The sequence below is a fragment of the Fulvimarina fulva genome, from assembly GCF_039652615.1.
Taxonomy (GTDB): Bacteria; Pseudomonadota; Alphaproteobacteria; order Rhizobiales; family Rhizobiaceae; genus Fulvimarina.
Map to the genome: position 1 here is coordinate 137,347 of NZ_JBDJAC010000002.1, position 24,589 is coordinate 161,935.

The following is a 24,589-nucleotide window of genomic DNA, read 5'->3' on the forward strand; positions in this document are numbered from 1 at the left end:
CGCATGTGGAGTTTTGCAAGCCCCCTCGCCTTTCTCGTCCTGCCTCTTCCATTTCTGGCGATGCGACTGCTTCCCGGTCGCCGCGCGGTCACCGGCGCGCTAATGGTACCAGCCACCATCGGGCGCAGCTTTCCGGAAACCGTGGGCGATGCGGTCAGACTGCGCGTCAAGCGGGCGATCCCGCTCGTCCTCTGGCTTGCCCTCGTCACGGCCATCGCCGGGCCGCAAAAGCTCGATCAGGTGGACGCCCTGCCCGCTACCGGCCGCGACCTAATCCTCGCCATCGATCTGTCCGGCAGCATGGAGCGCGATGACTTCGATCTCGACGGTCGCACCGTGACGCGCCTCGATGCGGTGAAGGCGGTTGCCAAGGAGTTCGTGACGAGCCGCGCTGGCGATCGGGTGGGCCTCATCCTCTTCGCCGAATTCGCCTATGCCGCCGCCCCGCTGACATTCGACGTCGCCGCAGTCTCACGGATTATCGAGGAGGCGACGATCGGCATTTCCGGCCGCTCGACGGCGATCGCCGGAGGGCTCGGCCTTGCGCTGAAGCGCCTGAAGAGATCCGATGCCCGGTCCCGCGTCGTCATCCTTCTTTCGGACGGGTCCGATACCAGCGGCAACGTATTGCCGCGTGATTCGGCACGGCTTGCCGAACAGCTTGGGGTGACGGTCCACACCATTGCTCTCGGCCCCGAGGACATGGAGACCGCACCGAAGACGCGAGACGCCGTCGATACGGCAACGCTTCGCGACATCGCAAAGCTCAGCGGCGGCCAGACCTTCCGTGTCCGCAACACCAACGACCTCAGAGCCGTGACAGCCGAGATCGACCGGCTCGAAGCCAGCGGCTTCGACCAGCCGGCCGCCACCATCAGACGCGACTACTGGCCCTATCCGGCGATGCTCGCGCTTCTCATGTCCGTCGTCCTGATCGCAAGCCGGAGGGCGATGTGATGCTGGAGCTCGGCCCCTTCTTCCTCCTGAGGCCATGGTGGCTTCTGTGTTTCGCCGCGCTCGCAGCTCTCGCTGTCATCGCTCTTCGCCGTGCGCGTGGTCTCGGTGCATGGGAGAGCGCGGTCGATCCGGCGCTTCTTGCGGCCATGGAAAGGTTCGGGCGGATCGTGCCCGGAAAGGCGCGTCGTATTCTGCCGCCGATCGGCACCGCCGCCACGTTGATCCTTGCGCTGTCGGGGCCTGCGACACGAATCGCCAATCCCGAAACATTTCGCAATCTCGACGGTGTTGTTCTCGCCGTCGACCTGTCCCGATCGATCGTCGAAGGCGGCAGCCTCGACGATGCGCAGGTCGCGGCCCAGAGCGTTCTTCAAAACTCCGCGGGCCGGCCCGTCGCCCTTCTGGTCTATGCTGGCGAGGCCTATGTCGCGAGCGCCTTCACGACCGATGCCCTTGCCCTGTCGCCGCTGATCGCGGTTCTCGGCAAGGATATCGTGCCAAATCCGGGTTCGCGGACCGACAGAGCCCTCGCGCTCGCCGAAAGGATGTTCGCGGAAGCCAACATCCTCTCCGGCGATGTCGTCGTCGTCACCGACGGCGACGGCCTGACGCCGGAGGCCTTCAACATCGCGGGCGATCTCGCCGAAGCCGATATCCATGTCAGCGCCTTTGTTGTCGAACCGAGCGAAAACCACGAGGACATGCCCAAGCCGGACATGTCCGGGCTCGAACGGCTCACCCGGATCGGCGACGGTGGCCTCGGGGAGGCAATTGCTCCCTCCGCCCTCGCCCTGTCCATCGGTCGCAGGGCCGCACGCGACCTTGCCACCGGCGATGCCGCGGCCTTGTTCTTCCGCGACTATGGGCGCTACCTGCTTTTCCTCGCCCTGCCCTTCGCGCTGCTTCTTTTCAGGAGAGCCACCTGACATGCGCTGGCTTCTGATTCTGTGCTGCTGTCTGATCTCCGCCATCGCGGCCATGGCCGCAGGCCCTGAGGCCTTCGGCAAGATCGCACTTGTCGCGGGCTTTCCCAACATCGCCGCTCGGCTCGTCGACGATCCGCAGATCGACGGAATCGCGAAATTCGAAGCGGGCGATTACCGGCAAGCCGATGAGCTCTTCGCCGCATCCGGCCGGCAAGCGACCTACAACCGGGCAATGTCGCTCGCAGCGCTCGGCGATTACGCCCTGAGCGTCGCCTATTTCGATGCCGTCCTTTTCGTGGACCCGGCTGACGAGGACGCCCGGTTCAACCGCGATCTCATCGCAAGACGGGTTCCCGACGTCGTTTCGGAGTCCAATGAGATCGACGGCGTGGCAGCGACCGTGGAAACCGAGGAGTCGGAAGCGCAGGCGACGAAGCGGGACATCCTCGAAACCCAGCCCGTGCTCGCTCAGCGCAGCATTCTCGATCCGCGTGTCGAGCGCATCACCGCTGCCACCGAAGGCTGGCTGGAAACGCTTCCCGACGAGCCCGCCATCTATCTCGCGCGCCGGATCAGGGCCGAGAACGAACGGCGGCAGGATCTCGGCCTCGCCAATCCGCCGGAGGACAACGCATGGTGACGTCTCGCTTCCGGCGTCGTTTCGTCTGCCTCGCCGCTCTCCTCTGGCTGATCTTGCCACTCTGCGCTCTCGCAGAGGCCGATCCGAGGGTCGCGGACGGCGACACGCGCCTCCTCATCGAAATCGAAGCAGGCAGCGAAACGCCCTTTGTCGGCGAAATGATCCTCGTCACGATCACCGGCTATTACGATGTCACCATCGCGCTGGAGAAATTCGAGAGCATCGATCTGCCGAACTTCACCTGGATCCAGCTCGGGCGGGACAACTGGTCGCGCGGCCGGATCGGTGGCCGCGAATTCGTCACCATGGAACGAAAGCTCGCGCTTTATCCGCAGAAGGCCGGCATCCAGCGGATCGGACCGTTCAGGCACAATCTGACGCTGATGGAGGGCAAATCCGAGCGGTTCAAACACCAGGTCGTATCCGAAGAAATCCATATCGAGATCAAGGCGAAACCGAAGACCAATGGCGGCTGGTGGTTGCCGGCCAGGGAAGTCGTCATGACCGACGACTGGGACATGGACCCGGCGCGCATGGCCAATGGTGCGACCGCCACCCGCACGATCAGGATCGTTGCCGACGGTCAGCCTGCCGAGATGCTGCCGAATCCACCCCTGATGACCGCGCCCTGGCTGATTTCCTTTATCGCACCCGAAAAGCGTTCGACGGAGATCACCCGCGATGGCCCGGTCGGCACGGTGGAGTGGACGTGGCGATTGCGGCCGGCGAAGTCCGAGCCCGGCGAAATAAGGGCGTTCCGCATTCCCTGGTTCGACACGACGAGCCGCAACATGCGCGAACTCGTCATCGAATCCCAGCGCGTCGCATTCGCCGCGATCGAACAGCAGCAAGAGACGGAAGATCTCGGCCCGAACCTTACCGGCATTGCGCTTCCCGCTCTTCTCGGGCTGCTCGTTCCCGTCATAGCAATCCTGCCGGGACGACGTTTTCTATCGGTGCGGCAGATCGGGTCGCGCATTGCCGGCAGGGTCCCGTCGCGGGACGCGCTCGCCCTTCGCTTGGCGCTCTGGCGCGGCGATGCGCGGGCCTATCGAAGACACGCGGCCCGGCTTTTCTCGCGATCAGGCGCTGACTGCGAGCAGTTGATCGGTGATCTCGACCGATCGCTTTTCGGCGGTTCGCAAGAGGCAGGCTTGCGGCCCGATCTGCGGGCGATCCATCGCAGACTGATCGCCGAGAACGCTTTTCAAACCCGGTAGGCAGCCTCGATCTCGGCGACGAGCGGCGATAGACGCGGATTCGAAAACAAAACAGCCGGGACGCGGACCGCACCCCGGCTGTTTGAATGTTCGAAAGCCTGAATGAAAATCAGCGCTTCAGATTGACCAGCAGTTCCAGCATCTCGGAGCCGGTCTGGAAGGTCTTGGAGTTTGCTGAATAGGACCGCTGGGATTCAATCATCGTCGTCAGTTCCTGCGCGAGGTCGACATTCGACTGTTCGAGAGCGCCGGACTGGATCGAGCCGAAACCATTGTCGCCAGCAAATCCAATCTGCGCTTCGCCCGAATCCTTCGTTGTCCTGAAGACGTTACCGGAGAGCAATTCCAGCCGATCCGGGCTTTTGAAGTTCGCCATCTGCGCCTGGTAGACGTCAATCGTGTCGCCACTTTGCAGCAGCGCGCTGATCGTGCCGTCGTCAGTCACGCGGAAATCCGTCACGGCCGAGGCGGGATTCCCGTCTCGCTCGATATTTGCGGTGAAGGATGCGTCATATTCGGTGACGTTGCCGAAGTTCACCGTCATGGCCTCACCGGCACGACCCGGCAGCACGCCCGTAAACGTATAGGGTCCAGGCGCTGGATCGGGTTTGCCGGTTGCTGGATTGAAGGCGACGTTCTGGGTGCCCAGAACGGTCGTCGCGCCCGTATCATCGGTGTGGGAGAAGTTCAGGGTCCATGCATTGTCGCCGGTCTTGACGGCAAACATGTCGACATTGCTCTTTGAGCCGACGCCATCATAGACCGCGACAGAAGACTTGAAATTGTAGGTTGCCGGGTTGTTGGGAGCTGCCGGGTCGAAAGCCGTTGCCGGAACGTTGGACGAAAGCGGAAACTGGAGGTCGGAGATGGTCAGCGCGGTGGTCGCCTTGGGCTCCATGATCTTGCCGACCGGCAGGTTCACCTGCTCGACGGCGCCTGTCTCCAGATTCTGGCCGGTCAGACGATATCCGGCCGAGTTGACCAGATAGGTTGCCTGCGCGTCGGGATCGTAGCGCTGAACGAAGGCGCCCGCACGCGTATAATACTGGCCGCCATTCTGGTCCTGGACGACAAACATGCCGTTGCCCTGGATCGCAAGATCCGTCGACGAGGACGTCGTCATCGCCGAGCCCTGGACACTCACCGCAGTCCGCGTCTGGGCCTGCACCGAACCGGACTGATAGTCCTGGCCAGAACCATTGAGCACCATCGTGGAAAATTCGATCTCGCTCCGCTTGTAGCCGGTCGTAGACGAATTCGCGATATTGTCCGAGACTGCGGATAGTCTGTTTGCCTGGGCATTCATGCCCGAAACACTGGTGCGGAAAACGCCGTTAATGCTCATCGAAGATTGCCCGTAATTGCCATGTCGGTCGTTAAGGCACGTTAGGCGTCTTCGCTGGTCCGAAGATGGAATTAAGGTTTTGTTTACTTCAAACCTCGGTCTCGGCAGCTTTTGACATTAGCGTTTCGCGGCTCATTACGAAACCGCCTTCGGCCCAGATCTGCTTCAGCCGCCGCATTTCCCGGCCGAGATCGGGTCCGGGCGAATAACCCGCCGCGATCATGTCCTCTCCGGACAACGGAAATTCCGGTGAAGAGAAACGTTCTGCGATCGAGAGCTGAGCCGACAGACGGCTCGATGCGTCAAGGTTCTCCTTGTGGCGGGCAAGCGCCAGTGCCAGCTTCAGCCGGTCGACGATCGCGATTTCGTCCCCGAAATAGAGCCGGGTCCGCAGTGATCCGTCGCTTTCCTCGGCATTCGGGTTTTCGGCGTTGGCATAGGCGAGAAGCCGGTCACGCTCCCTGGTCGAGAGCTTCAACCGCCCGGCCAGCTCGTTGATTCGCGCGGCATCCGGCGGAATGATCGCGAGAAGCCGCAGCAGTGGATCGGCGGGCCAAACGAACTGGCGCTCCGCGTCGGTCAGCGGATGAATATTGTCGATACCCCAGCGCTCGCTTTCAGGAAGAACGGCCGTCAGCACGCCGGCCTGCCGCATCCACAAAAGGGCGCGGCTCGGGTCCGGTGCGCCGAGCAGTTTCTTCAGCTCCATCCAGATCCGCTCGGCAGAGAGTTTCGCAAGGCCAGTTTTCAGCTTCGCCGAGGCGCGAATACCTTCTGCATCGGGACGGCCCCGGCCATACCAGGCAAAGAATCGATAGAATCGAAGGATGCGCAGATAGTCCTCGCGAATGCGGCTTTCCGCATCGCCGATGAAACGCAGGACCTGGCCTTCGATATCGGCAAGTCCGCCGACCGGATCGAAGATCTCCCCGTCGGCCGTCGCATAGAGCGCATTGATAGTGAAATCCCGGCGCTTCGCGTCGGCCTCCCAATCGCGGCCGAATTTCACCTCGGCATGGCGCCCATCGGTCGCGACATCCTCGCGCAGGGTCGTAACCTCAAACGGCCGGCCACCGGCGACGACCGTAATCGTGCCGTGCTCGATCCCCGTGGGAACCGCCTTGAACCCGCCCGCCTCGACCCGGCGCACGGTTTCCTCGGGCAGGCAGGTCGTCGCGATATCGATGTCGGAGACCGGCGCGCCAAGCAGCGTGTTGCGGACGGGACCGCCGACGATCCGGGCCTCCTCGTCGCCCTCGTTGAGGACGGCCAGCACGGATTGCAGGATGGGATCGCGGAGCCAGTCTTCATCGATCCGGGTCTCGGTCATGCGTAATATCTTTCGTACAGCGTTCTCAGAATTCCGGCCGTCACGCCCCAGATATAGCGTTCGCCATAGGGCATCTCGTAGAAATGGCGCTCGACGCCACCCCAGACCTTCGAGGCCCTCACATGGTTCGCCTCGGTCATGAGAAAAGAGAGCGGGGTCTCGAAGATGTCGGCGACCTCGGCCGGATTGGCTTCAAGCTCGAAATCGGGAGCGACGATCCCAATGACAGGCGTGATCCGAAACCCGGTCGTGGTCAGGTAGCGCGGCAGCCGACCGAGAACCTCCACGCGGTCCGGCGCAAGCGCGATTTCCTCCCGGGCCTCACGAAGCGCGGCGTCTTCCGGCGAGGCGTCGCTCGCATCCACAGAGCCGCCCGGAAAGGCGATCTGTCCGGAATGCTTGCGCAGGGACTGGGTGCGTTGGGTCAGAATGACGCTGGCGCCGCCATCACGATCGACGACCGGGATGAGCACCGCCGCCTCCCGTGCGTTCTTGTGCTCCATCAGCTGGACGATGTCCGGGTTGAGGAGGTGATCGCCGAATTCCTGTTCGGGCGCGGGCAGATCCGCCCGTGCCTCGAAGCGCAGGCGCAGATCATCGGCGGTAAAGAGCCCTTCGTCCCTCGCAATCTTTCGCGCCGTTTCACTCATCGAACAGATTGCCTCTCGGTCCATGGAAGCGAACACCGCCTGATTGGATGAAGATACCCGCGTCATCTTCCTTCAGCCATTCGGCGATCTCCATTGCGACAGGTCGCGACAGCTTGGCGCGCAGCCTGCCTCTCACGACCAGATAGGGCGCGAACGCCTCGTCGAGCTTCTCCGGCAACTGAAGCGCGTGATCCGGTCCGGCTGTCACGATGTCGCCGGTATTGGTGCGAAATGTCAGCGCTGGCTCGCCGTCCACGTCGTGTCGCGCCACCTCGACCGCGATGAAATGGGCGTCGTCAACAGTGATTCTCAGTTTCTCGACCGGCGTGACGAGATAGGTTTCTCCGTCGTCCTCCACCTTCAGGACCGAGGCGAAGAGACGCACCAGCGCTTCGCGTTCGATCGGACTGCCCTGATAGAACCAGCGTCCGTCGCCGGCGATGCGCATGTCCATATCGCCGCAGAATGGTGGGTTCCACCGCTCCACAGGCGCGCCAGCGGCGGATGCGCCCTCGGCGCGGGCGGCCAGAGCCTTCAATCCGGCGAGATCGATATCGTTCGTCTTGTCCATGAAGCGCCATATAGATTGCTTTCGCCCGCATCGGCACCCTCGCATCGACAAAGGATCGAGGCAGCGCGCCGGGACGGTCACGAAAGTGTTGAACGGCCAAGCTTGCCTCAAAAGAGGCGAACAGCTTTCATAACGTCTAGATTGTATTGAATTGGCCGGCGCGAAAGCGACCGGTCAGGTCGCGCCGGACAGAATACGAAATGCGGTCTTCGGGCGAAGCCGGCGCTACCGAAAAATCTGAAAAGACGGCTTGAGGCGGAACGTGGTTTGCGTGCGATACCGCCGATGCCCGAACCATTCGCACGACGATCGAAGGACCTGACATGACGGCTCATACACCCACCGATGCGAGGCTCTCCGAAGCGGAAATCGTCGCGCAGGCCGAACGGGCCCTCGCCGATATCGCCGAGGTGAAGACAACGGTCGGAACGGTGATCTTCGGCCAGGAAAGCGTCGTGGAGCAGAGCCTCATCGCCATTCTCGCGGGCGGTCACGGTCTTCTGGTCGGTGTTCCGGGCCTTGCCAAGACCAAGCTCGTCGACACCCTCGGCGGGGCCCTCGGTCTCAATGCACGCCGCATCCAGTTCACGCCGGACCTGATGCCCTCCGATATCATCGGAACGGAGGTCATGGATCAGGACGAAGCCGGGCGGCGCTCGTTCCGCTATGTGCGAGGTCCGGTCTTCGCCCAGCTCCTGATGGCCGACGAAATCAACCGCGCCTCGCCGCGCACCCAGTCGGCACTGCTCCAGTCCATGCAGGAATATCACGTCACGGTGGCGGGCGAGCGGCACGATCTGCCAAGGCCGTTCCACGTCCTCGCGACCCAGAACCCGCTGGAGCAGGAGGGCACCTATCCGCTTCCGGAAGCCCAGCTCGACCGCTTCCTCATGCAGATCGACGTCTTCTATCCCGATATCGACGCCGAACGCCGCATCCTGCTCGAAACCACCGGCGGACCGTCCGACGATACGGTCGACGGCGTCGTCACCGCCGAACGGCTCATCGAGATCCAGTCGCTCGTCCGCCGCATGCCGGTGTCCGAAAGTGTCGTCGAGGCGATCCTGAGGCTCGTGCGGTCGGCCCGTCCCGGCAACGGGCATAAGGAAGCCGACGACCACATCTCCTGGGGGCCGGGCCCGCGCGCATCGCAGGCGCTGATGACCTGCGTCAGGGCTCGCGCCCTTTACGAGGGCCGGCTCGCCCCTTCGATCGACGACGTCATGGCGCTTGCCGAACCCATCCTCCAGCATCGCATGGCGCTCAACTTCGCAGCGCGCGCCGAAGGCATGAGCGTTCGAGACGTGATCGCCACCCTTAAGCGCGACGCCGCGTGATTTTGAAACGATAGGCTCGATATCCAAGAATGCCGATCGGTACGACAACGGACCTGACACCATCCTCCGACGCGCTCGTCCGGGCCCGTCAGCGCGCTGCGTTGATGCCGGACCTTCTCGTCGAGGCCAACCGTGTGGTGGCGACCGTGATCGCCGGCTGGCACGGGCGCAAGCGCCGGGGCGTCGGCGAGAATTTCTGGCAGTTTCGCCCCTTCGTGCAAGGCGAGCAGGTCGCGCGCATCGACTGGCGCCGCTCGGCCCGCGACGATCATCTCTATTTGCGCGACCGGGAATGGGAGGCCGCCCACACGGTCTGGCTCTGGGCGGACCCCTCGCCCTCCATGCGGTTCCAGTCGAACGCTGCGCAGGTGTCCAAGGAATCGCGCGCTCTGGTCCTCACGCTCGCACTCGCCGAAATCCTGTCACGCTCGGGCGAGCGGATCGGCTATCCGGGCGTGATCGATCCGATTTCGGCCCGCAATGCCGCCGAGCGGATCGCGGCTGCGCTGTCCACCCGCAGGCCGGACGATCACTTTCCGCCCGACGATCGGTTCCGCCAGCATTCGGAGGTCGTCCTGATTTCCGATTTCCTCGATCCGATCGAGGAGACCCTCGCACGGATCGACCGCATTGGGGGTCGCGGCGTGCGCGGTCATCTCGTCATGGTCAACGATCCCGCCGAAGAGGTCTTCCCGTATAACGGCCGCACCGAATTCCGCGATCCGGAAACAGGCGCGAAACTGACGGCGGGCCGCGCGGAAACACTTCGCGCGGACTACCGGAACATCATGGCGGCCCGGCGCGAAACGCTGTCGCGCCATAGCCGGCGTCTCGGCTGGAGCTTTATTGCCCACCGCACGGACCATCTCGCATCGGAAGTTCTCGTCGCGCTGCATGGCCAGCTGTCCGGCGTCCCGCAAGTTTCACGGAGAAACGCTTGATCGCAGGTCTCAGCCTTTCTTTCGGAGCACCGCTGGTCCTCGCCGGCCTTCTGGCGCTACCGGTCATCTGGTGGCTCCTGAAGCTGACGCCGCCGCGTCCGCAAACGGAATCGTTTCCGCCGCTACGCATACTTCAGCGCGTTCTGAAGAGCGAAGAGACGCCGTCGAAATCGCCCTGGTGGCTGACGCTGCTCCGCTTGCTTCTCGCCGCCCTCATCATCTTCGCGCTCGCCGCTCCGACGCTCAATCCGCGTGAGACCCTCATTTCCGGGACGGGTCCCGTCGCGCTGGTGATCGACAATGGGTGGGCGAACGCCAGCAATTGGGACGAGACGATTTCGACCGCCGAAGCGATTATCAGCCAGGCGGCGGATGCCGGACGGCCGGTCTCTCTCGTTCTGACGGCCGAAGGCACGGACAACGATGCGACGCCGGTGGAGCCGACAACGGCGCGCGAACGTCTCGCCGCAGCATTGCCGCGTCCGATCCCGGTCAATCGAGGCGCTGCCTTCCAGCGCCTTCAGACAGCGCTTGCGGGCAATCAGCTTGGCTCGCTTGCCCTCCTTTCAGACGGCCTCGACGCGGAGGCAACCGACCGCGCTGCAGAGATCGCGGGCCAGCTGGGGGCTGCCGAGACCCTGCTCTACGAGCCTTCGATCGAAGGCATCACGGCACTGACGGCCGCCGACAATTCGACCGACGCGCTCGTGGTCGACGCCATTCGGCCATCCGGCCGCGAGACCGGCTTTCAGGCCGAACTTCTCGCCGTCGATTCCCAGGGCCGCGAGGTCGCGCGAACGCAGATCGGCTTCGGCTCGGGCGAGACCGAGGCGCAAGCCCGTTTCGCCATACCGGTCGAACTTCGCAACGACATCGCGCGGCTCGAGGTCGAAAATGGCGACAACGCCGCGGAAGTCCGGCTGGTCGATGATTCTTTCCGCCGTCGCCGTGTCGCGCTCGTTTCAGGCGAAGCAGCCGATCTGGCGCAGCCGCTCCTGTCGCCGCTCTACTATATCAGCAGGGCCCTGGCCCCCTATGCCGATATCGTTCGCGCCCAGAGCGCCGATCTGTCGGAGACGATACCAAACCTCATTGCGCAGCGCCCCTCGGTCATCGTTCTCGCCGATATCGGCGTCTTGCCGGACAATGCGCGCGAGGCGCTGGAGACCTTTGTCGAAAATGGCGGCTATCTCGTCCGGTTCGCCGGACCGCGCCTTGCCGCGACCACCGGCGAGGATACGCTGGTTCCGGTCAATCTGCGCCAGGGCGAGCGGCAGCTCGGCGGTGCGATGTCCTGGGTCGAGCCCCAGACGGTCGCTCCGATGGATGCAGACAGCCCGTTTGCGGGCATCACGGTGCCAAACGACGTGACCGTTTCGCGGCAGGTGCTCGCGGAACCCTCGATCGAGCTTGCCGACCGGACCTGGGCAAGTCTTGCGGACGGCACCCCCCTCGTCACCGCCGAGACGGTCGGTGCCGGCACCATCGTCCTCTTCCACGTAACGGCCGAGGCGACATGGTCGAACCTTCCGATCAGCGGCGCCTTCGTCGACATGCTGCGACGGATCGTGTCCCTGTCGCGGGCTGATGGCGGTGCCTCGTCCAATGGCGAATCCGCCGCCGAAAGCCTGCCACCTTATCGGGTTCTTTCTGCGGACGGGCGTCTGATCTCCCCCGGACCGGATATCGAGCCGATCGAAGCCGGCTCCGAAGTCACTGTCGACGCGGCCCATCCCCCCGGCCTGTACGGTAGCGAGGATGGCTATCGTGCTCTCAATCTCTTTTCTGCCGGTGCCGAGCTTGCCCCGCTTCCAGCACTCGATTGGGGATCGGAGACGACAGGCCTGCAATATGAAAGCGAGGAGGCCGTCGATCTGGCGCCCTGGCTTCTGGCCGCCGCTCTCTTCCTGTTCGCGCTCGATGCGCTCGCGCTTCTCTGGCTGAACGGCGGCTTCGCGCGGCTTCGCGGTCTCGGCACACGCCGGGGCGAATCCGCCCTCCCCGCAATTTTGGTGGCCCTTCTCGGCGCGGGCTTCCTGATCGCGCTGACGCCCGGACCTGCCCTGGCGCAGACGGGGCTGGAGCCCGAGGCGGGCCAATCCTCGTCCACCCGCCCGCTCGACCTCGGGGACATGGAGCGCGCGGTTCGGGCGACCGAGGCGACACACCTTGCCTACGTCCAAACAGGCGATGAAGCCGTCGACGACCTCTCGGCGGCGGGACTGTCCGGTCTGTCGCAGTTCATCGCCTCAAAGACCGCTCTCGAACCGGGCGAGCCCATGGGCGTCGACATCGAAACCGACGAACTCGCCTTCTATCCGCTGATCTACTGGCCCATCGACCCGACGACGCCAATGCCGTCCGAACACGCCATCAGCCGGATCGACGCCTATATGAAACAGGGCGGCACCGTTCTCTTCGATGTCGCAAGCGATGCCATGACGGGGTTTTCCAGCAGCAGTCCTTCATCGGGGGAGATGCGGCTGAGAGAGATCATCGGCGATCTCGATATCCCGCCGCTCGAGCCCGTCCCTCCTGATCATGTCCTGACGAAATCCTTCTATATTCTCGACGAGTTCGTGGGTCGTTACACAGACTCGGAGCTCTGGGTCGAAAGCCTCGTCGAGGATGCCGAGGGCGAGATGCGCCCGGCACGCGGCGGCGACGGTGTCTCGTCCATCATGATCACGTCGAACGATTTCGCCAGCGCCTGGGCCGTGGACGATGCGGGACTGTTCCTGTTCCCCACCAACACCTCGGACCCGAGACAGCGTGAACTTGCCTATCGCGCGGGCACGAACATCGTCATGTATGTTCTGACCGGCAACTACAAAGCCGATCAGGTCCATATTCCGGCGCTTCTCGAAAGGCTCGGTCAGTAATGAACTGGTCCATCGACTTCGCCCCGTTCTTCTCCTGGACGACAATCCTCGTCCTTGCCGTTCCGGCCGTGATCATCGCGGCGGGGTTGATCCTTGCGGGAATGCGCGGTGCCTTCGTGCGCGTCGCGGCTCTCGCCGCGCTCATCGTCGCGCTGATCAACCCGGTGATGCTGCGCGAGGACCGCGATCCGCTGAAATCCGTCGTCGCCATCGTCGCCGATCGCAGCCAGAGCCAGACGATCGAAGACCGCGATGCGGAAACAACGGCGGCCGTGGACGCACTCCGCGCCAGCCTTGCGCGGTTCCCGGAATTCGAGGTTCGGACCGTCGAGGCTCGATCCGGCGAAAGCCCCGATAGCGATGCGACGACGGCGCTGTTTTCGGCGCTCTCCAGCGCGCTTGACGACGTTCCGCCCTCGCGGGTCGCCGGAGCGATCATGGTCACGGATGGTCAGGTCCACGATATACCGGCCAATGCATCACGACTTGGTTTTTCCGCACCGCTTCACGGTCTCATCACAGGCCGCGAGGACGAGTTCGACCGAAGGGTCGAAATCCTGTCTGCGCCTCGCTTCGGCCTCGTCGACGAACCGCAGGAGCTGACCTATCAGGTGTTCGAAAGCGGTCCGTCGAGTGGCGGCCCCGTATCCGTCGATATCTTCCTGAACGGCGATCTCATCTCGCGGGAAACCGCCCAGGTCGGGGTCGAGAGCCGGCTGTCGTTCGAATTGCCGCGCGCCGGCCGCAACATTCTCGAGGTTCAGGTCGCTCGCGACGCGACCGAAATCACGGACGTCAACAACCGCTCGATCGCGATCGTCGACGGCATCCGTGAAAATCTCCGCGTGCTGCTCGTCTCGGGCGAGCCCCATGCCGGCGAACGGACCTGGCGCAACCTTCTGAAATCGGACGCCGCGATCGACCTCGTTCATTTCACCATTCTGCGTCCGCCAGAAAAGCAGGACGGAACGCCGATCAACGAACTCTCGCTGATCGCCTTCCCGACCCGAGAACTCTTCGTCGAGAAGATCGACGATTTCGACCTCATCATCTTCGATCGATACCAGGAACGCGGCGTGCTGCCGGCGCTCTATTTCGATTACATTGCGCAGTATGTGGAAAACGGCGGCGCGATGCTGATCGCGTCGGGCCCGGAATATGCCGGTCGCGACAGCGTCGCCAACACGCCGCTGCAATCCGTCCTGCCTGCCCTTCCGAGCGGCGGCATCGACGAAAAGCCGTTCTATCCAACGCTTTCCGAGCTTGGTGCCAAGCATCCCGTAACCCGTGACCTGCCGGGTTCGAATGTCGAGCCGCCGGACTGGTCGCCCTGGTTCCGTTATATCGATGTCGGCGAGACCGAGGGCGACGCGGTGATGAACGGCCCGGACGGCAAGCCTCTCCTGCTTCTGGACCGGGTCGGCGAAGGCCGGATCGCGCTGCTGCTATCGGATCAGGAATGGCTCTGGTCGCGCGGCTACGAGGGGGGCGGACCGCATGTCGCGCTGTTCCGCCGGCTCGCGCATTGGCTGATGCGGGAACCGGAGCTGGAGGAAGAGGCCTTGCGCGCCGAAGCGGTCGGCTCCAACCTGGTCGTGAAACGCCAGACCATTGGCGACGATCCAGGCCCTGCGACCATCATCACCCCGTCTGGCGAGGCGGTGGAGATCGCTTTGTCCGAACGGGAACCCGGTATCTGGGAAGGTCGGCTGGAAACGGACGAGCTCGGCCTCTTTCAGGTCGCCAATGGCGACTTGCGCGCGCTTGCCAATGTCGGTCCGGTCAATCCGCGCGAATATCGCGAGGCCATCTCGACGGGCGAGAAGCTTGCACCGATTGCGGAGGAAACGCGCGGTTCGGTGCGTCGCATCGTCGAAGACGGCGAAGTGGAGGTTCCGCGTATCGTTCCGGTCTCCGGGCGGGCCAGCGCCGACGGACGCAACTGGATCGGCCTTCGCACTACAGACGAGACAGTGCTGAGAGGCGTCGATCGCACGCCGCTCTTCGGCGGCTTCCTTGGGCTCGCAGTGCTGCTGCTCGCCCTCTCGGCCACTTGGTATCGCGAGGGTCGCTAAAGCGCGATGCCGGGACGGTGCAGGGCGTTTCGCGCTCTGCTTGTTTCCAGGCTGCGCAGAGCTATTCTCGCATCTACGGGTGCGGGCGCCGTTTCGCTCTCACAACGACCTTTCGACGCCATCGAAAACGCGCGTGAGATCGGGTTGCGACAAAACGGTAAGAGACGCAGTTTTGATCAATGAAACGATGCCGATGCCACTTCGTCATCAAAACTTATGGTATTGGTCATGACACCTGGTGCCACGATGCGAAACTGGGATGAGCAGGATGGCGAGCGATCTGAATTCAGAAACACGCGAGATCGCAGGGCGACTCGAGCAGCTGACGCGGCGGATGCACTCGCAGGGCTATACCGCCCGGCTGTTTCCGGCCCAATGGGCTGCCCTGCGCTATCTCAACAGTTCGCCTGAAAATCTGCGCACCGCGATCGACCTCGCGCGCTTTCAGGGGCTCGCCTCCGGAGCCGTCGCCCGCACGGTCCGAACCCTCATCAGCAAGGGTTTCATCGAGAAGCGCGGCACGATCGGACGGGGACGCGCCGAACGGCTCGATCTCACCGAGCGAGGACGCACGCTTTTGAAGAAAGATCCGATGAGGACGATCGAGGCCGCGGTCGAAACGCTCGACGAGACCCGAAAAGCAGCTTTGACCGACAGTCTTCGGGTCTTGCTTCAAGCCCTGGGCGGCGATGTCGACGAAACGCCGAAGGATGGGCAGGACAAGAATCAGGATTGAGGCCGGTCGAACCCCGCCGACATGCAGTGGAAGCCGGGATCAGTACAACCGGCCGCCGATCGGGACATCCTCGTCCGGGCAGATCAGCACGACCTCGCCGCTATCGTCCGGCACGCCAAGCGTCAGGACTTCGGACATGAACTTGCCGATCTGGCGGGGCGGAAAATTCACGACGGCCAAGACCTTCTTGCCGATGAGATCGGCTGGCTCGTAGTGTTTGGTGATCTGCGCCGAAGACTTCTTGACGCCGATTGAGCCGCCGAAATCGATCCGCAACTTGATCGCCGGCTTGCGGGCCTCCGGGAAAGGCTCGGCCTCGACGATCGTCCCGACGCGGATATCCACCCTCAGGAAATCGTCGAACGAAATCGTCTCTGTCTGCTGAGCGTCCATGGGCCTGCCCGCCGGTTATTCTCTTCCGCTCATCCTGCCGACGCGCCGGGTTATTGAAACACTGGTTCCCGCTCGCCGGCCCGATGGCTCAATCCTTCGAAAGCTCGATCGCACGGTCTCGCGCGGCTTTCACGGTTTTTTCGATGAGAGGCGGAAGGCCGGTCTCCTCGTTCATCAAGACGGACAAGCCGGCTTCCGTCGTGCCGTTCGGGGACGTGACGTTCTTGCGAAGCTTGGCGGGAGGCTCATCCGAGCGCACCATGAGTTCGCCAGCGCCAGCCACCGTGTGCATCGCGAGCCGGAGCGCGAGATCGCGCGGAAGCCCGACGGCTTCGCCGGCCTTCGCCATGCATTCGGCAAGATGAAAAACATAGGCCGGACCGCTGCCGGAAACACCGGTAACGGCATCGATCAGGTCTTCGGTTTCGACCCATTCCACCGGTCCCGACGCGGACAGCAGCTCATCGGCCGTCTGCCTTTGGTCCTCGGACACCGCGTCATTGGCAAACGCCCCCGTCACGCCGCGCCCGATCAGCGACGGCGTGTTGGGCATGGCGCGAACGATCGGCCGCTCGCCGATGAGCGTCTTCAACTTGTCCACCAACGTTCCGGCGGCGATCGACACGGCCAGTGTCCGCTCCGATAATGCCGGTTCGAGCGCGGGCAAAGCCTTCGTCATCATCTGCGGCTTGACCGCGATCAGCACGACGTCCGCATCGAAATCCGAAGGGACTTCGGTCTCATGGCGAAATCCGTGGGTTTCGACGAGACGGGCGAGCGCATCTCCGCGGTTCGGATCGACGACCAGCAGCGCATCGGGGCTGAGGCCGCCGTCAAGCCAGCCTCCCATCAATGCGCAACCCATATTGCCGCCGCCGAGAACGAGGATGCGCTTGCCGTCGAATGCCATCGCGTCAGGCCTCGCCAACCGTGTCGAACATGGCCGCGGCCAGCGCCTCGGACGCCGTCTTGTTGGCCCAGATCACATACTGGAACGCCTGGTAGAAGCGGTCCGACTGATCGACCGCATTCGCCAGCATCGCCTCGGCTTGTCCGCTCGTCGCCTCGACGCCGCCCGCAAGCAGCAGCGAGTTGCGGAACATCACCGCGCCTTCTGCATCCCAATAGCCGAAATGGCCGAGCACCAGCTTGTCGTTGATGAGAGCGATCAAACGCCCGATCTCGTCACGCCGATGGGGCGGGACCTTCAGATCGAACGCGCAGCCGAGATGCAGCGCCTCCAGATTGTCGATCCATGAGAAAGAAACTGCGTAATCGGACCAGACGCCCTGGACAGTCATCGCCAGTTCGTCCTGACAGGACCGTTCGAACACCCAGTCGTGCGCCGACGCGACCCATTCGATCGTGTCGACGGGGTGAGCTTGCCTGAAGCCCTCGTCCTCAAAAAGATGACTCATGTTGTTTCCTCGTGTGCCGCATCTTGCCATCCCGCTTGGAATGGCGCGAAAAAGAGTCGCCGCCGCCTATGGCGAATCACCTTCTGAAAGCAGCATACAGACGCAGAGTCCGAGGCTTAAGTCCCTCTCCGAGTTTTTCACAATTCCGAAACATTTACCGAATTCGCGGCGCCTCGCCGGTGAGTCGAAAGACGAGTCGCGACAGGGCTTTGGGGCCGTCAACGAGCGCGCAGATTTCCTGTGGAGAGCCTGTGGATAACCATGGATCAGGCTCTCGAGGTCTGAAGCTCGGACGCGATCGTCAGGACGATTGGCCGCCCAGCTTTTCCTCAAGCGCCGCGATCCGCGCCTTCAGGGCCTCGTTCTCCGAGCGGGCCTTGATCGCCATCTCGCGAACGGCCTCGAATTCCTCGCGCTGCACGACGTCCATCTGGCTCATCAGACGTTCGCCCTGAGCGCGAAAAAACGTCTCGGCCTCGCGGCGCGCGCCTTGCGCGGCACCGGCGGCGTCGGTCATCACGCGTGCGAATTCGTCGAGAATGCGGTTAGGAGCCTGATTGCGCATGGGGGCGATCCTTCTTGAATGCCTGAGGTCGATTTAGAACGGTCAGCACCTGAGGTAGAGACGCATCGTGCGAGCGGCAATGCCGATGAGCTCGCTCGGTCGCTATTATTCGATGAAACGGCTGTTTTGACGCCCGGGATGCCTGAAGTGGCATGCCCGTTATCGAAAGCCCATCAGATTGACCATCCAAAGCAAAATAAGCGCGCACCGCGGATCAAATTCATAACATAAGATAATATGATGCGATCGTTCAATTCCTAATCATTTGCGTTGATGAACATCACGTCAACCAAGCGGTAATATCAAAGGATCAATACTGCTGGGAAGCATAATCTCGAAAACTGTAAAACCTTCAGCGCTATGTATCAAAACAACGACTTAGCGAAGGATCACAATCCCAACTTACCGAATTTCGGTCCGGCCCAGAATTAGTAAGTATAAAATGTGTATTCTAAAGACCATCCTCAAACGACTGATAAGGGATCAATCGGGAAACTATGCCATGCTGGCAGCTCTCGCCATGTTTCCGCTCGCGCTCGTGGCCGGCGGCGCGACGGATCTGGCGGGTGCTCAGCGAGCTGTTAGCAACACGCAACACGCAGCGGATATCGCTGTCCTGGCCGCGACTAAGCTATCGGGAACCCTCTCGGAAAAGCGCACACAGGCAGATCTCATTTTCAAGACCAACCTGCCAAAAGGTATTACAGTCGGCACGCCGAACCTGCAGATCGAGGGGGGCCGACACGTCTACACAGTACAACTGTCTTACAAGACGAACTTCCTGCGCTTGATCAACACGGCTTCGATCGACAAAATGATCACAGCGGTCGCCGCAACTGCCGATACACCGCTCGATGTCGTCATGGTTCTCGACAGCTCGGGATCGATGTCGTCCGACAACCGAATTATTGAGCTTCGCAGTGCGGTTAAACTGTTTCTCGACGAGTTCACCAGCGGAGGGAAAACGCAGGCGGCTCTTGTTCCTTTCGACACCCAGATAAGGGTCGACAACGCAAATTTCCCGATCGGCTATTCGTCGACCGCAGGAAATCCGTACAATTCGACCACCCAGTGCTCCCTTCTGACCGACCCTGACGACAAGGCGGCATGTGAAGCATCTGCCTCGCTGGGACCGGCGAAAGCGAACTGTTCGCTTTTAAGCAACAGCACCGATCGCAATCGCTGCTCAAGCAGCAACACCGGATTCACCGTCAATACATCTCGCTGCTATTCCGCACTTCTTTCCAATACAACCTACTGGACATTTGAGTACAATGGTCGTCTCATCGTCCGCAAGTCGAGCAGCTTCAGTCTTGGCTGCCTGATCAGCTTCGATCTCATGGGACTGTTGAGTTTAGGGCAGGAAATTTATAACCAACCCATGCCCAATGGATATCGATCACAGACGGTCTCTAAGGGGTATGGGACGGACACCGAGACCTCGAACAACGATCTTCTCTTGAACGGGACCAACGATCTTCTCGCCTGGAGCGGATGCATCGTGGATCGCTCCCGGGAATACGACGTCCTGCCGGATCCGGTAAATTTTGCCGAGAAAAAGTCGATCTACCCTCAAGCGAATTGCTCTGTCGACACGCTGTACCCCATCCGCGGCCTGACCAACGATCTGACGTCACTCAAAACAGCTGTTGATGGCCTTAGGCCATCTGGCAATACGAATGTGACGATCGGGATCCAGTGGGGTATGGAGGTTTTCTCTCCACCAGCGCCTTTTACGTCGGCGCAAGCCGATCCGAACGTCCGCAAAGTGATGATTGTCCTCACCGACGGCTATAACACCCAGAACCGTTGGTGGGGCCGCGATCAGAAAGACCTCATCGATGCGCGAACCGCATTGGCCTGTGAGAATGCCAAGGGCACCGGCATCGAACTCTTCACAATCAATCTCATCGGCGGCGACGAAGCGCTTCTGAAGCCATGCGCGAGTGGCAAGGATTATTACTTCGCGATCCAGTCCGCTTCGGAACTGACGGAAACGTTCCGGGCGATCGCTTCTTCAGTCAAGCGAATACGGCTTGTCCAATAGAAGGCACCATCTTTCCTTCTCAAAAGAGCCCTATCGCTATCGGTGAGCCGAGGTCGAAGACGGAGAGGTTCTTGCTGAGCCAAGCGTACCAGATGAATGCGCGCTCCTCCTTCAAAGAAACAGGATCGTTTCGCCCGCGCGTTCGGCTTGGTCGGCACGATGCAATGTTTCGTTCAGTAGCGTTCGCACGAAAGTCGTAGCAACATCTCGCACGCGCTGGATTTTGGAACTGAACCCGGGAAAACCGCGCAAATCGGTCCTGTAGCCGCAAGCATTCGGCGGCGAGACGGCTCTCGATTGGCGAGCCCTCGCCTTGACCCGGCCAAACTGCCTCGCCAAACCGGCCGCAAACCGAATCAAGCGCGGCCTGCTCTCCTGGCCACGCGAAAGACAGGCCCACCGATGATCCCTTTCACCGCTTTCGGCGTCTTGAGCTATCCGCAGATCGATCCCGTTTTCCTCGACCTCGGAGTTCTGCAACTGCGCTGGTACGGCCTTGCCTATGTGGTCGGCATACTTTGCGGATGGCTTTACGGCCGCGCCATCGTCAGCAATCCCAAACTCTGGCCGGACGGCGTCTCGCCACTGACGAAGACCGAGACGGATGATTTCGTTCTCTACATCACGCTTGGCATCGTTCTTGGTGGGCGCCTCGGATCGGTGTTCTTCTATGATTTCGAACGCTATCTCGCCGATCCGCTGGCCGTCTTCCGGGTATGGGAAGGCGGCATGTCCTTCCATGGCGGGTTGATCGGCGTGGTCATCGCGATCCTCATCTTCTGCCGCGTCCAGAAGGTTCCGCTCTGGTCCATGCTCGACATCGCGGCGGCTTGCACGCCCTTCGGCCTGTTCTTCGGGCGGATCGCGAACTTCATCAACGGCGAACTCTGGGGCGCGCCAACCACCGTTCCATGGGCAATGGTCTTTCCGGGAGCGGGCCCCGAACCGCGCCATCCGAGCCAGCTCTACGAGGCAGCGCTCGAAGGCATCCTTCTCTTCATCATTCTTCGCATCGCGACCCACCATTTCGGCATGTTCAAGCGGCCGCGCTTCGTCGGTGGCCTGTTCCTGTTCGCCTATGCCTCGGCGCGCATCTTCGTGGAGTTCTTCCGCATGCCGGACATCCAGCTCGGCTATTTCTACGGCGGCTGGCTGACCATGGGCATGATCCTGTCGATCCCCATGCTGCTCATCGGTCTCTGGGGCATGGCATTCTCGAAATACCACTCCCATGCCTCCGACCCGCGGATCACGGCCAAGCGTGCGAAGGCCGAAGCGGACGCATCGGCCGCTTGACCGCGATGCTGTCAGAAAAGATCGCCCGGGAGATCGGCGAGCGCGGACCGATGACCGTCGAGCGCTTCTGGGAGATCGCGCTTTTCGACCGGAAAGACGGCTATTATTCCACGCACGAACCGTTCGGGCGCGCCGGCGATTTCACGACGGCGCCCGAAATCAGCCAGATGTTCGGCGAACTGATTGGCGCGTGGTGCGCCAGCGTCTGGGCCGCGCTCGGACGCCCCTCGCCCTTTCTCCTGGCGGAGATCGGTCCGGGGCGCGGCACGCTGATGGCCGACATCCTGCGCACGCTTCGGCGAACTGCGCCGGACTGTCTTGCCGCATCGCGCATCCGGCTCGTCGAAACCAGCGAGCGCCTCGCCGCGCTTCAGGCAAGCCGGCTCGAAGGGTTCGATTTGCCGATCAAGCGCGTCCGGCGGATCGAAGAGCTCGAATCCATGCCGATGATCGTCGTTGCGAACGAGCTGTTCGACGCGATCGCGATCCGGCAGGCCGTTCTCGACAAGGGGGCCTGGCGGGAGCGAAGGATCGATCTCTCAGCCGATGGAGGCTTTGTCTTCGTCCTCGGCGACGCTTTGGCTCGCCTTCCCGTCTGGCTCTCGGCCATCGACACAAGCAGGCTCGAGGAGGGAGCGATCGCGGAATATTCTCCGGCGCGAGAAACCCTTGCTGCAGGTCTTGGCCAGCGTCTTCACACCGATGGCGGCGCAGGTCTCTTCATCGATTATGGCCATGCCATCTCACAGGTCGGCGATACCTTTCAGGCCCTTTCGGAGCATCGCTATGTTCCGGTTCTCGATCGTCCCGGAGAGGCGGATCTGACCAGCCATGTCGATTTCGAAAGCCTCGCTCACCGCTTTACCGAGGGCGGATTGATGTCGTCGCCCATCCGGACCCAAGGCAATTTCCTTCTGTCCATGGGCCTTCTGGAGCGCGCCGGCCGCCTCGGCGCTCCCCTCGACGAAACAGGCCGAAACCAGATTCGCGCAGATGTTCAACGGCTTGCAGGAAACGGACCGAAGGATATGGGCGATCTTTTCAAGGTAATGGGCGTTTCCTCTGCGCCCATCGACCTTCCGCCATTCTCGGCGTCAGGGGGCGATTGACTTCCCCTCGCCCCTCAACCACCATCCGCCGCGAACACGAAGATCACGGCGCGAGGCGGCGCGAGGGTGCTGAACGAAAACCAAGTTGAAACGGCCGAGGCCTTCGGACCGTCGATTACCCATGGGTTCTTCACCCGTGAAGGCGGGGTCTCGACGGGACTTTATGCTTCGCTCAATGCCGGCCTCGGCTCAGATGACGACCGTGAGGCCGTTATCGAAAACCGCTCGCGTGCCATGGGCTTCATGGGACTTTCTCCCGACCTTTTGGCAACGCCCTGGCAGATCCATTCGCCGACTGCGGTGATCGTCGAGGCGCCTTTCGGTGACGAGCGGCCAAAAGCCGATGCCGTCGTCACGAAGACGACGGGGCTTGCCGTCGGCGTGGTCACGGCCGATTGCGGCCCGATCCTGTTCGCGGACAGCGAAGCAGGCGTCGTCGGCGCGGCCCATGCCGGCTGGAAAGGTGCGACCGGCGGCGTTATCGAGGCGACGCTCGAAGCGATGGTCAGCCTTGGCGCCAGGCTGTCGCGCATCACCGCCGTCCTCGGCCCGACCATCAGTCAGGCCAATTACGAAGTTGGTGCCGAACGTCTCGACGAAGCCGTGCAAGCTGCCGGCCCATCGGCGCGGCGCTTTTTCGAGGAAGGCGCGCCGGGAAAATACCAGTTTGATCTGCCGGGCCTCATCCTCGAGCGCCTTGAAAAGGCAGGCGTCGACGGGCGATCCGTCAACCTGTGCACCTATGGCGATCAGCGGTTCTTTTCGTTCCGCCGGTCGACCCATAACGGCGATCCGGATTATGGACGCCAGCTCTCAGCAATCGCTGTCAAAGGCTGAACCTAATGCTGCATTTCACTCGCGAGGAATTCGAAGCCCGCCAGGCGCGCCTGATTGCGCGGATGAAGGAGGAGAAGCTCGACGCGCTGATGCTCTTCTCGCAGGAATCGATGTACTGGCTGACAGGCTACGATACGTTCGGCTTCTGCTTCTTCCAGTGCCTCGTCTTCACCGCCGACGGTCAGATGCGGCTTCTCACGCGCTCGGCCGACATGCGGCAGGCGCGGCAGACCTCGATCATCGAGACCGTCATCATCTGGCGCGATCGTGGCAATGCCGATCCGGTGATCGAACTGCGCGACATGCTGGAGGATATGGATCTTCTCGGCGCGAAGATCGGCGTCGAATGGTCGACCCACGGCCTGACGGCGTCGAACGGCAGGATGGTGGAGGAGCGTCTCGGCTCTTTCGCCTCCCTCAAGGATGCCTCGCTTCTGATCCCGTTGATCCGCGCCGTGAAGACGCCGGCCGAGATCACCCAGGTCCGTGAAGCGGCGCGGCTTGCCGACGAGGCTTACGAAGACCTTCTTCCGCTCATCAAGCCGGGCGCCGACGAGGGCGAACTTCTCTCGGTGCTTCAGGGCACGATCCTCAGGAAGGGTGGCGATTATCCGGCCAATCCCTTCATCATCGGCTCGGGAGAAGCAGCGCTTCTCTGCCGCTACAAATCAGGGCGAACCAAGCTTAAAGAACAGGACCAGCTCACACTGGAATGGGCGGGCGTGAAGGCGCAGTACCATTCGGCGCTGATGCGCACGGTCATCATCGGCGAGCCGAGCGAACGGCACCGCGAACTCCATAACGCCGCGACCGAAGCGCTCGAAGCGGTGGAAAAGACGATGCGGCCGGGCAAAACCTTCGGCGACGTCTTCGACGCCCATGCGACGGTGATGGAAGCGCACGATCTCGCTCGCCATCGCCTCTCGGCCTGCGGTTATTCCCTGGGCGCCCGATATGCACCCTCATGGATGGATGCACCGATGTTCATGTCCGGGAATGCGACAGAAATCGAGCCGAACATGACCTTGTTCGCCCATATGATCATCATGGACTCCGAGAGCGGCACCGCGATGACCCTTGGCCGGACCTATCTCACGACCGACGGCGCGCCGGAGCCCTTCTCGAAGCTCTCTCTGGACCTCCCCGTGATCAGACCCTGAACGGGCAAGAACGGCAAGACTCCGTTTACTTTGCCGTAAAACTTATAGGCATTGAGGTGAGGTTCTCTTCACCACCCATCAAGCTTTTTCTCCCAGCGTCACGAGACATCATGTTCCTCCCGCCGGACGGAGCGACTAACGGGATAAGCAAGAG

Annotated in this window: 22 protein-coding genes; 14 read left to right on the forward strand and 8 right to left on the reverse strand. The window is 62.2% G+C overall.

Features of this window, described 5'->3' with window-relative positions:
• Positions 1-3 precede the first annotated feature (3 nt).
• The 4 genes from ABDX79_RS04225 to ABDX79_RS04240 are packed head-to-tail and all read left to right on the forward strand — an operon-like array spanning position 4 to position 3,743.
• Entirely contained in the window at positions 4-957 is a 954-nt protein-coding gene (locus tag ABDX79_RS04225; RefSeq protein WP_346219013.1) for a VWA domain-containing protein, read from the forward strand.
• On the forward strand, positions 957-1,883 hold the full coding sequence (locus ABDX79_RS04230) for a vWA domain-containing protein (protein WP_346219014.1): 927 nt from the start codon (positions 957-959) through the stop codon (positions 1,881-1,883). Before ABDX79_RS04225 ends, ABDX79_RS04230 begins: the two co-directional genes overlap by 1 nt.
• Before the next feature lies 1 nt (position 1,884).
• Complete coding sequence (locus ABDX79_RS04235) at positions 1,885-2,523, forward strand: tetratricopeptide repeat protein (protein ID WP_346219015.1); 639 nt, start codon at positions 1,885-1,887, stop codon at positions 2,521-2,523.
• Positions 2,517-3,743 (forward strand): hypothetical protein, encoded by a 1,227-nt coding sequence (locus tag ABDX79_RS04240; RefSeq protein ID WP_346219016.1) that lies wholly within the window; start codon positions 2,517-2,519, stop codon positions 3,741-3,743. Before ABDX79_RS04235 ends, ABDX79_RS04240 begins: the two co-directional genes overlap by 7 nt.
• Before the next feature lie 109 nt (positions 3,744-3,852).
• Here the strand turns inward: ABDX79_RS04240 and ABDX79_RS04245 are convergent, their stop codons facing one another.
• The 4 genes from ABDX79_RS04245 to ABDX79_RS04260 all read right to left on the reverse strand — a co-directional run bounded on the left by ABDX79_RS04245 (position 3,853) and on the right by ABDX79_RS04260 (position 7,639).
• Positions 3,853-5,088, reverse strand: coding sequence for a flagellar hook protein FlgE (locus ABDX79_RS04245; RefSeq protein ID WP_346219017.1), 1,236 nt, complete (start codon positions 5,086-5,088; stop codon positions 3,853-3,855).
• An 88-nt stretch (positions 5,089-5,176) separates the two neighbouring features.
• Positions 5,177-6,418, reverse strand: coding sequence for a CCA tRNA nucleotidyltransferase (locus ABDX79_RS04250; protein WP_346219018.1), 1,242 nt, complete (start codon positions 6,416-6,418; stop codon positions 5,177-5,179).
• The gene (locus ABDX79_RS04255; protein ID WP_346219019.1) at positions 6,415-7,068 is read right to left on the reverse strand and encodes a CoA pyrophosphatase; all 654 of its coding nucleotides are present in this window, start codon (positions 7,066-7,068) and stop codon (positions 6,415-6,417) included. Before ABDX79_RS04255 ends, ABDX79_RS04250 begins: the two co-directional genes overlap by 4 nt.
• Positions 7,061-7,639 carry a DUF1285 domain-containing protein gene (locus tag ABDX79_RS04260; RefSeq protein ID WP_346219020.1) on the reverse strand — a complete coding sequence of 193 codons (579 nt, stop codon included), beginning with the start codon at positions 7,637-7,639 and terminating at the stop codon, positions 7,061-7,063. The genes ABDX79_RS04255 and ABDX79_RS04260 overlap by 8 nt, the downstream gene beginning before the upstream one ends.
• A gap of 323 nt (positions 7,640-7,962) precedes the next feature.
• On the opposite strand from ABDX79_RS04260, the gene ABDX79_RS04265 reads away from it, so the two are divergent.
• The 5 genes from ABDX79_RS04265 (at position 7,963) to ABDX79_RS04285 (ending at position 15,610) form a co-directional block, all read left to right on the forward strand.
• Positions 7,963-8,976, forward strand: coding sequence for an AAA family ATPase (locus ABDX79_RS04265; RefSeq protein WP_346219021.1), 1,014 nt, complete (start codon positions 7,963-7,965; stop codon positions 8,974-8,976).
• A gap of 29 nt (positions 8,977-9,005) precedes the next feature.
• A complete protein-coding gene (locus ABDX79_RS04270; protein ID WP_346219022.1) occupies positions 9,006-9,917 on the forward strand; it encodes a DUF58 domain-containing protein in 912 nt (303 codons plus the stop codon).
• Entirely contained in the window at positions 9,917-12,799 is a 2,883-nt protein-coding gene (locus ABDX79_RS04275) for a DUF4159 domain-containing protein (protein ID WP_346219277.1), read from the forward strand. The genes ABDX79_RS04270 and ABDX79_RS04275 overlap by 1 nt, the downstream gene beginning before the upstream one ends.
• Complete coding sequence (locus ABDX79_RS04280) at positions 12,799-14,874, forward strand: hypothetical protein (RefSeq protein ID WP_346219023.1); 2,076 nt, start codon at positions 12,799-12,801, stop codon at positions 14,872-14,874. Before ABDX79_RS04275 ends, ABDX79_RS04280 begins: the two co-directional genes overlap by 1 nt.
• Before the next feature lie 268 nt (positions 14,875-15,142).
• Positions 15,143-15,610 (forward strand): MarR family winged helix-turn-helix transcriptional regulator, encoded by a 468-nt coding sequence (locus tag ABDX79_RS04285; protein ID WP_346219024.1) that lies wholly within the window; start codon positions 15,143-15,145, stop codon positions 15,608-15,610.
• 39 nt (positions 15,611-15,649) lie between these two features.
• Here ABDX79_RS04285 and ABDX79_RS04290 read toward each other — a convergent pair whose 3' ends face one another.
• The 4 genes from ABDX79_RS04290 to ABDX79_RS04305 all read right to left on the reverse strand — a co-directional run bounded on the left by ABDX79_RS04290 (position 15,650) and on the right by ABDX79_RS04305 (position 17,986).
• Positions 15,650-16,003 carry a tRNA-binding protein gene (locus tag ABDX79_RS04290; RefSeq protein ID WP_346219025.1) on the reverse strand — a complete coding sequence of 118 codons (354 nt, stop codon included), beginning with the start codon at positions 16,001-16,003 and terminating at the stop codon, positions 15,650-15,652.
• Positions 16,004-16,091: 88 nt separating this feature from the next.
• A complete protein-coding gene (gene proC, locus ABDX79_RS04295; protein WP_346219026.1) occupies positions 16,092-16,913 on the reverse strand; it encodes a pyrroline-5-carboxylate reductase in 822 nt (273 codons plus the stop codon).
• 4 nt (positions 16,914-16,917) lie between these two features.
• Positions 16,918-17,421, reverse strand: coding sequence for a type III secretion system chaperone family protein (locus tag ABDX79_RS04300; RefSeq protein WP_346219027.1), 504 nt, complete (start codon positions 17,419-17,421; stop codon positions 16,918-16,920).
• A gap of 301 nt (positions 17,422-17,722) precedes the next feature.
• A complete protein-coding gene (locus tag ABDX79_RS04305) occupies positions 17,723-17,986 on the reverse strand; it encodes an accessory factor UbiK family protein (RefSeq protein ID WP_346219028.1) in 264 nt (87 codons plus the stop codon).
• A gap of 502 nt (positions 17,987-18,488) precedes the next feature.
• On the opposite strand from ABDX79_RS04305, the gene ABDX79_RS04310 reads away from it, so the two are divergent.
• The 5 genes from ABDX79_RS04310 (at position 18,489) to ABDX79_RS04330 (ending at position 24,435) form a co-directional block, all read left to right on the forward strand.
• A complete protein-coding gene (locus ABDX79_RS04310) occupies positions 18,489-20,033 on the forward strand; it encodes a Tad domain-containing protein (protein ID WP_346219029.1) in 1,545 nt (514 codons plus the stop codon).
• 402 nt (positions 20,034-20,435) lie between these two features.
• Complete coding sequence (gene lgt, locus ABDX79_RS04315; protein ID WP_346219030.1) at positions 20,436-21,329, forward strand: prolipoprotein diacylglyceryl transferase; 894 nt, start codon at positions 20,436-20,438, stop codon at positions 21,327-21,329.
• Between the two features lie 5 nt (positions 21,330-21,334).
• Positions 21,335-22,438, forward strand: coding sequence for a class I SAM-dependent methyltransferase (locus ABDX79_RS04320; protein WP_346219031.1), 1,104 nt, complete (start codon positions 21,335-21,337; stop codon positions 22,436-22,438).
• Positions 22,439-22,504: 66 nt separating this feature from the next.
• Positions 22,505-23,275, forward strand: a complete 771-nt coding sequence (gene pgeF, locus ABDX79_RS04325; protein WP_346219032.1) for a peptidoglycan editing factor PgeF — start codon at positions 22,505-22,507, stop codon at positions 23,273-23,275.
• 5 nt (positions 23,276-23,280) lie between these two features.
• Complete coding sequence (locus ABDX79_RS04330; protein WP_346219033.1) at positions 23,281-24,435, forward strand: M24 family metallopeptidase; 1,155 nt, start codon at positions 23,281-23,283, stop codon at positions 24,433-24,435.
• The last annotated feature ends 154 nt before the right edge of the window (positions 24,436-24,589 follow it).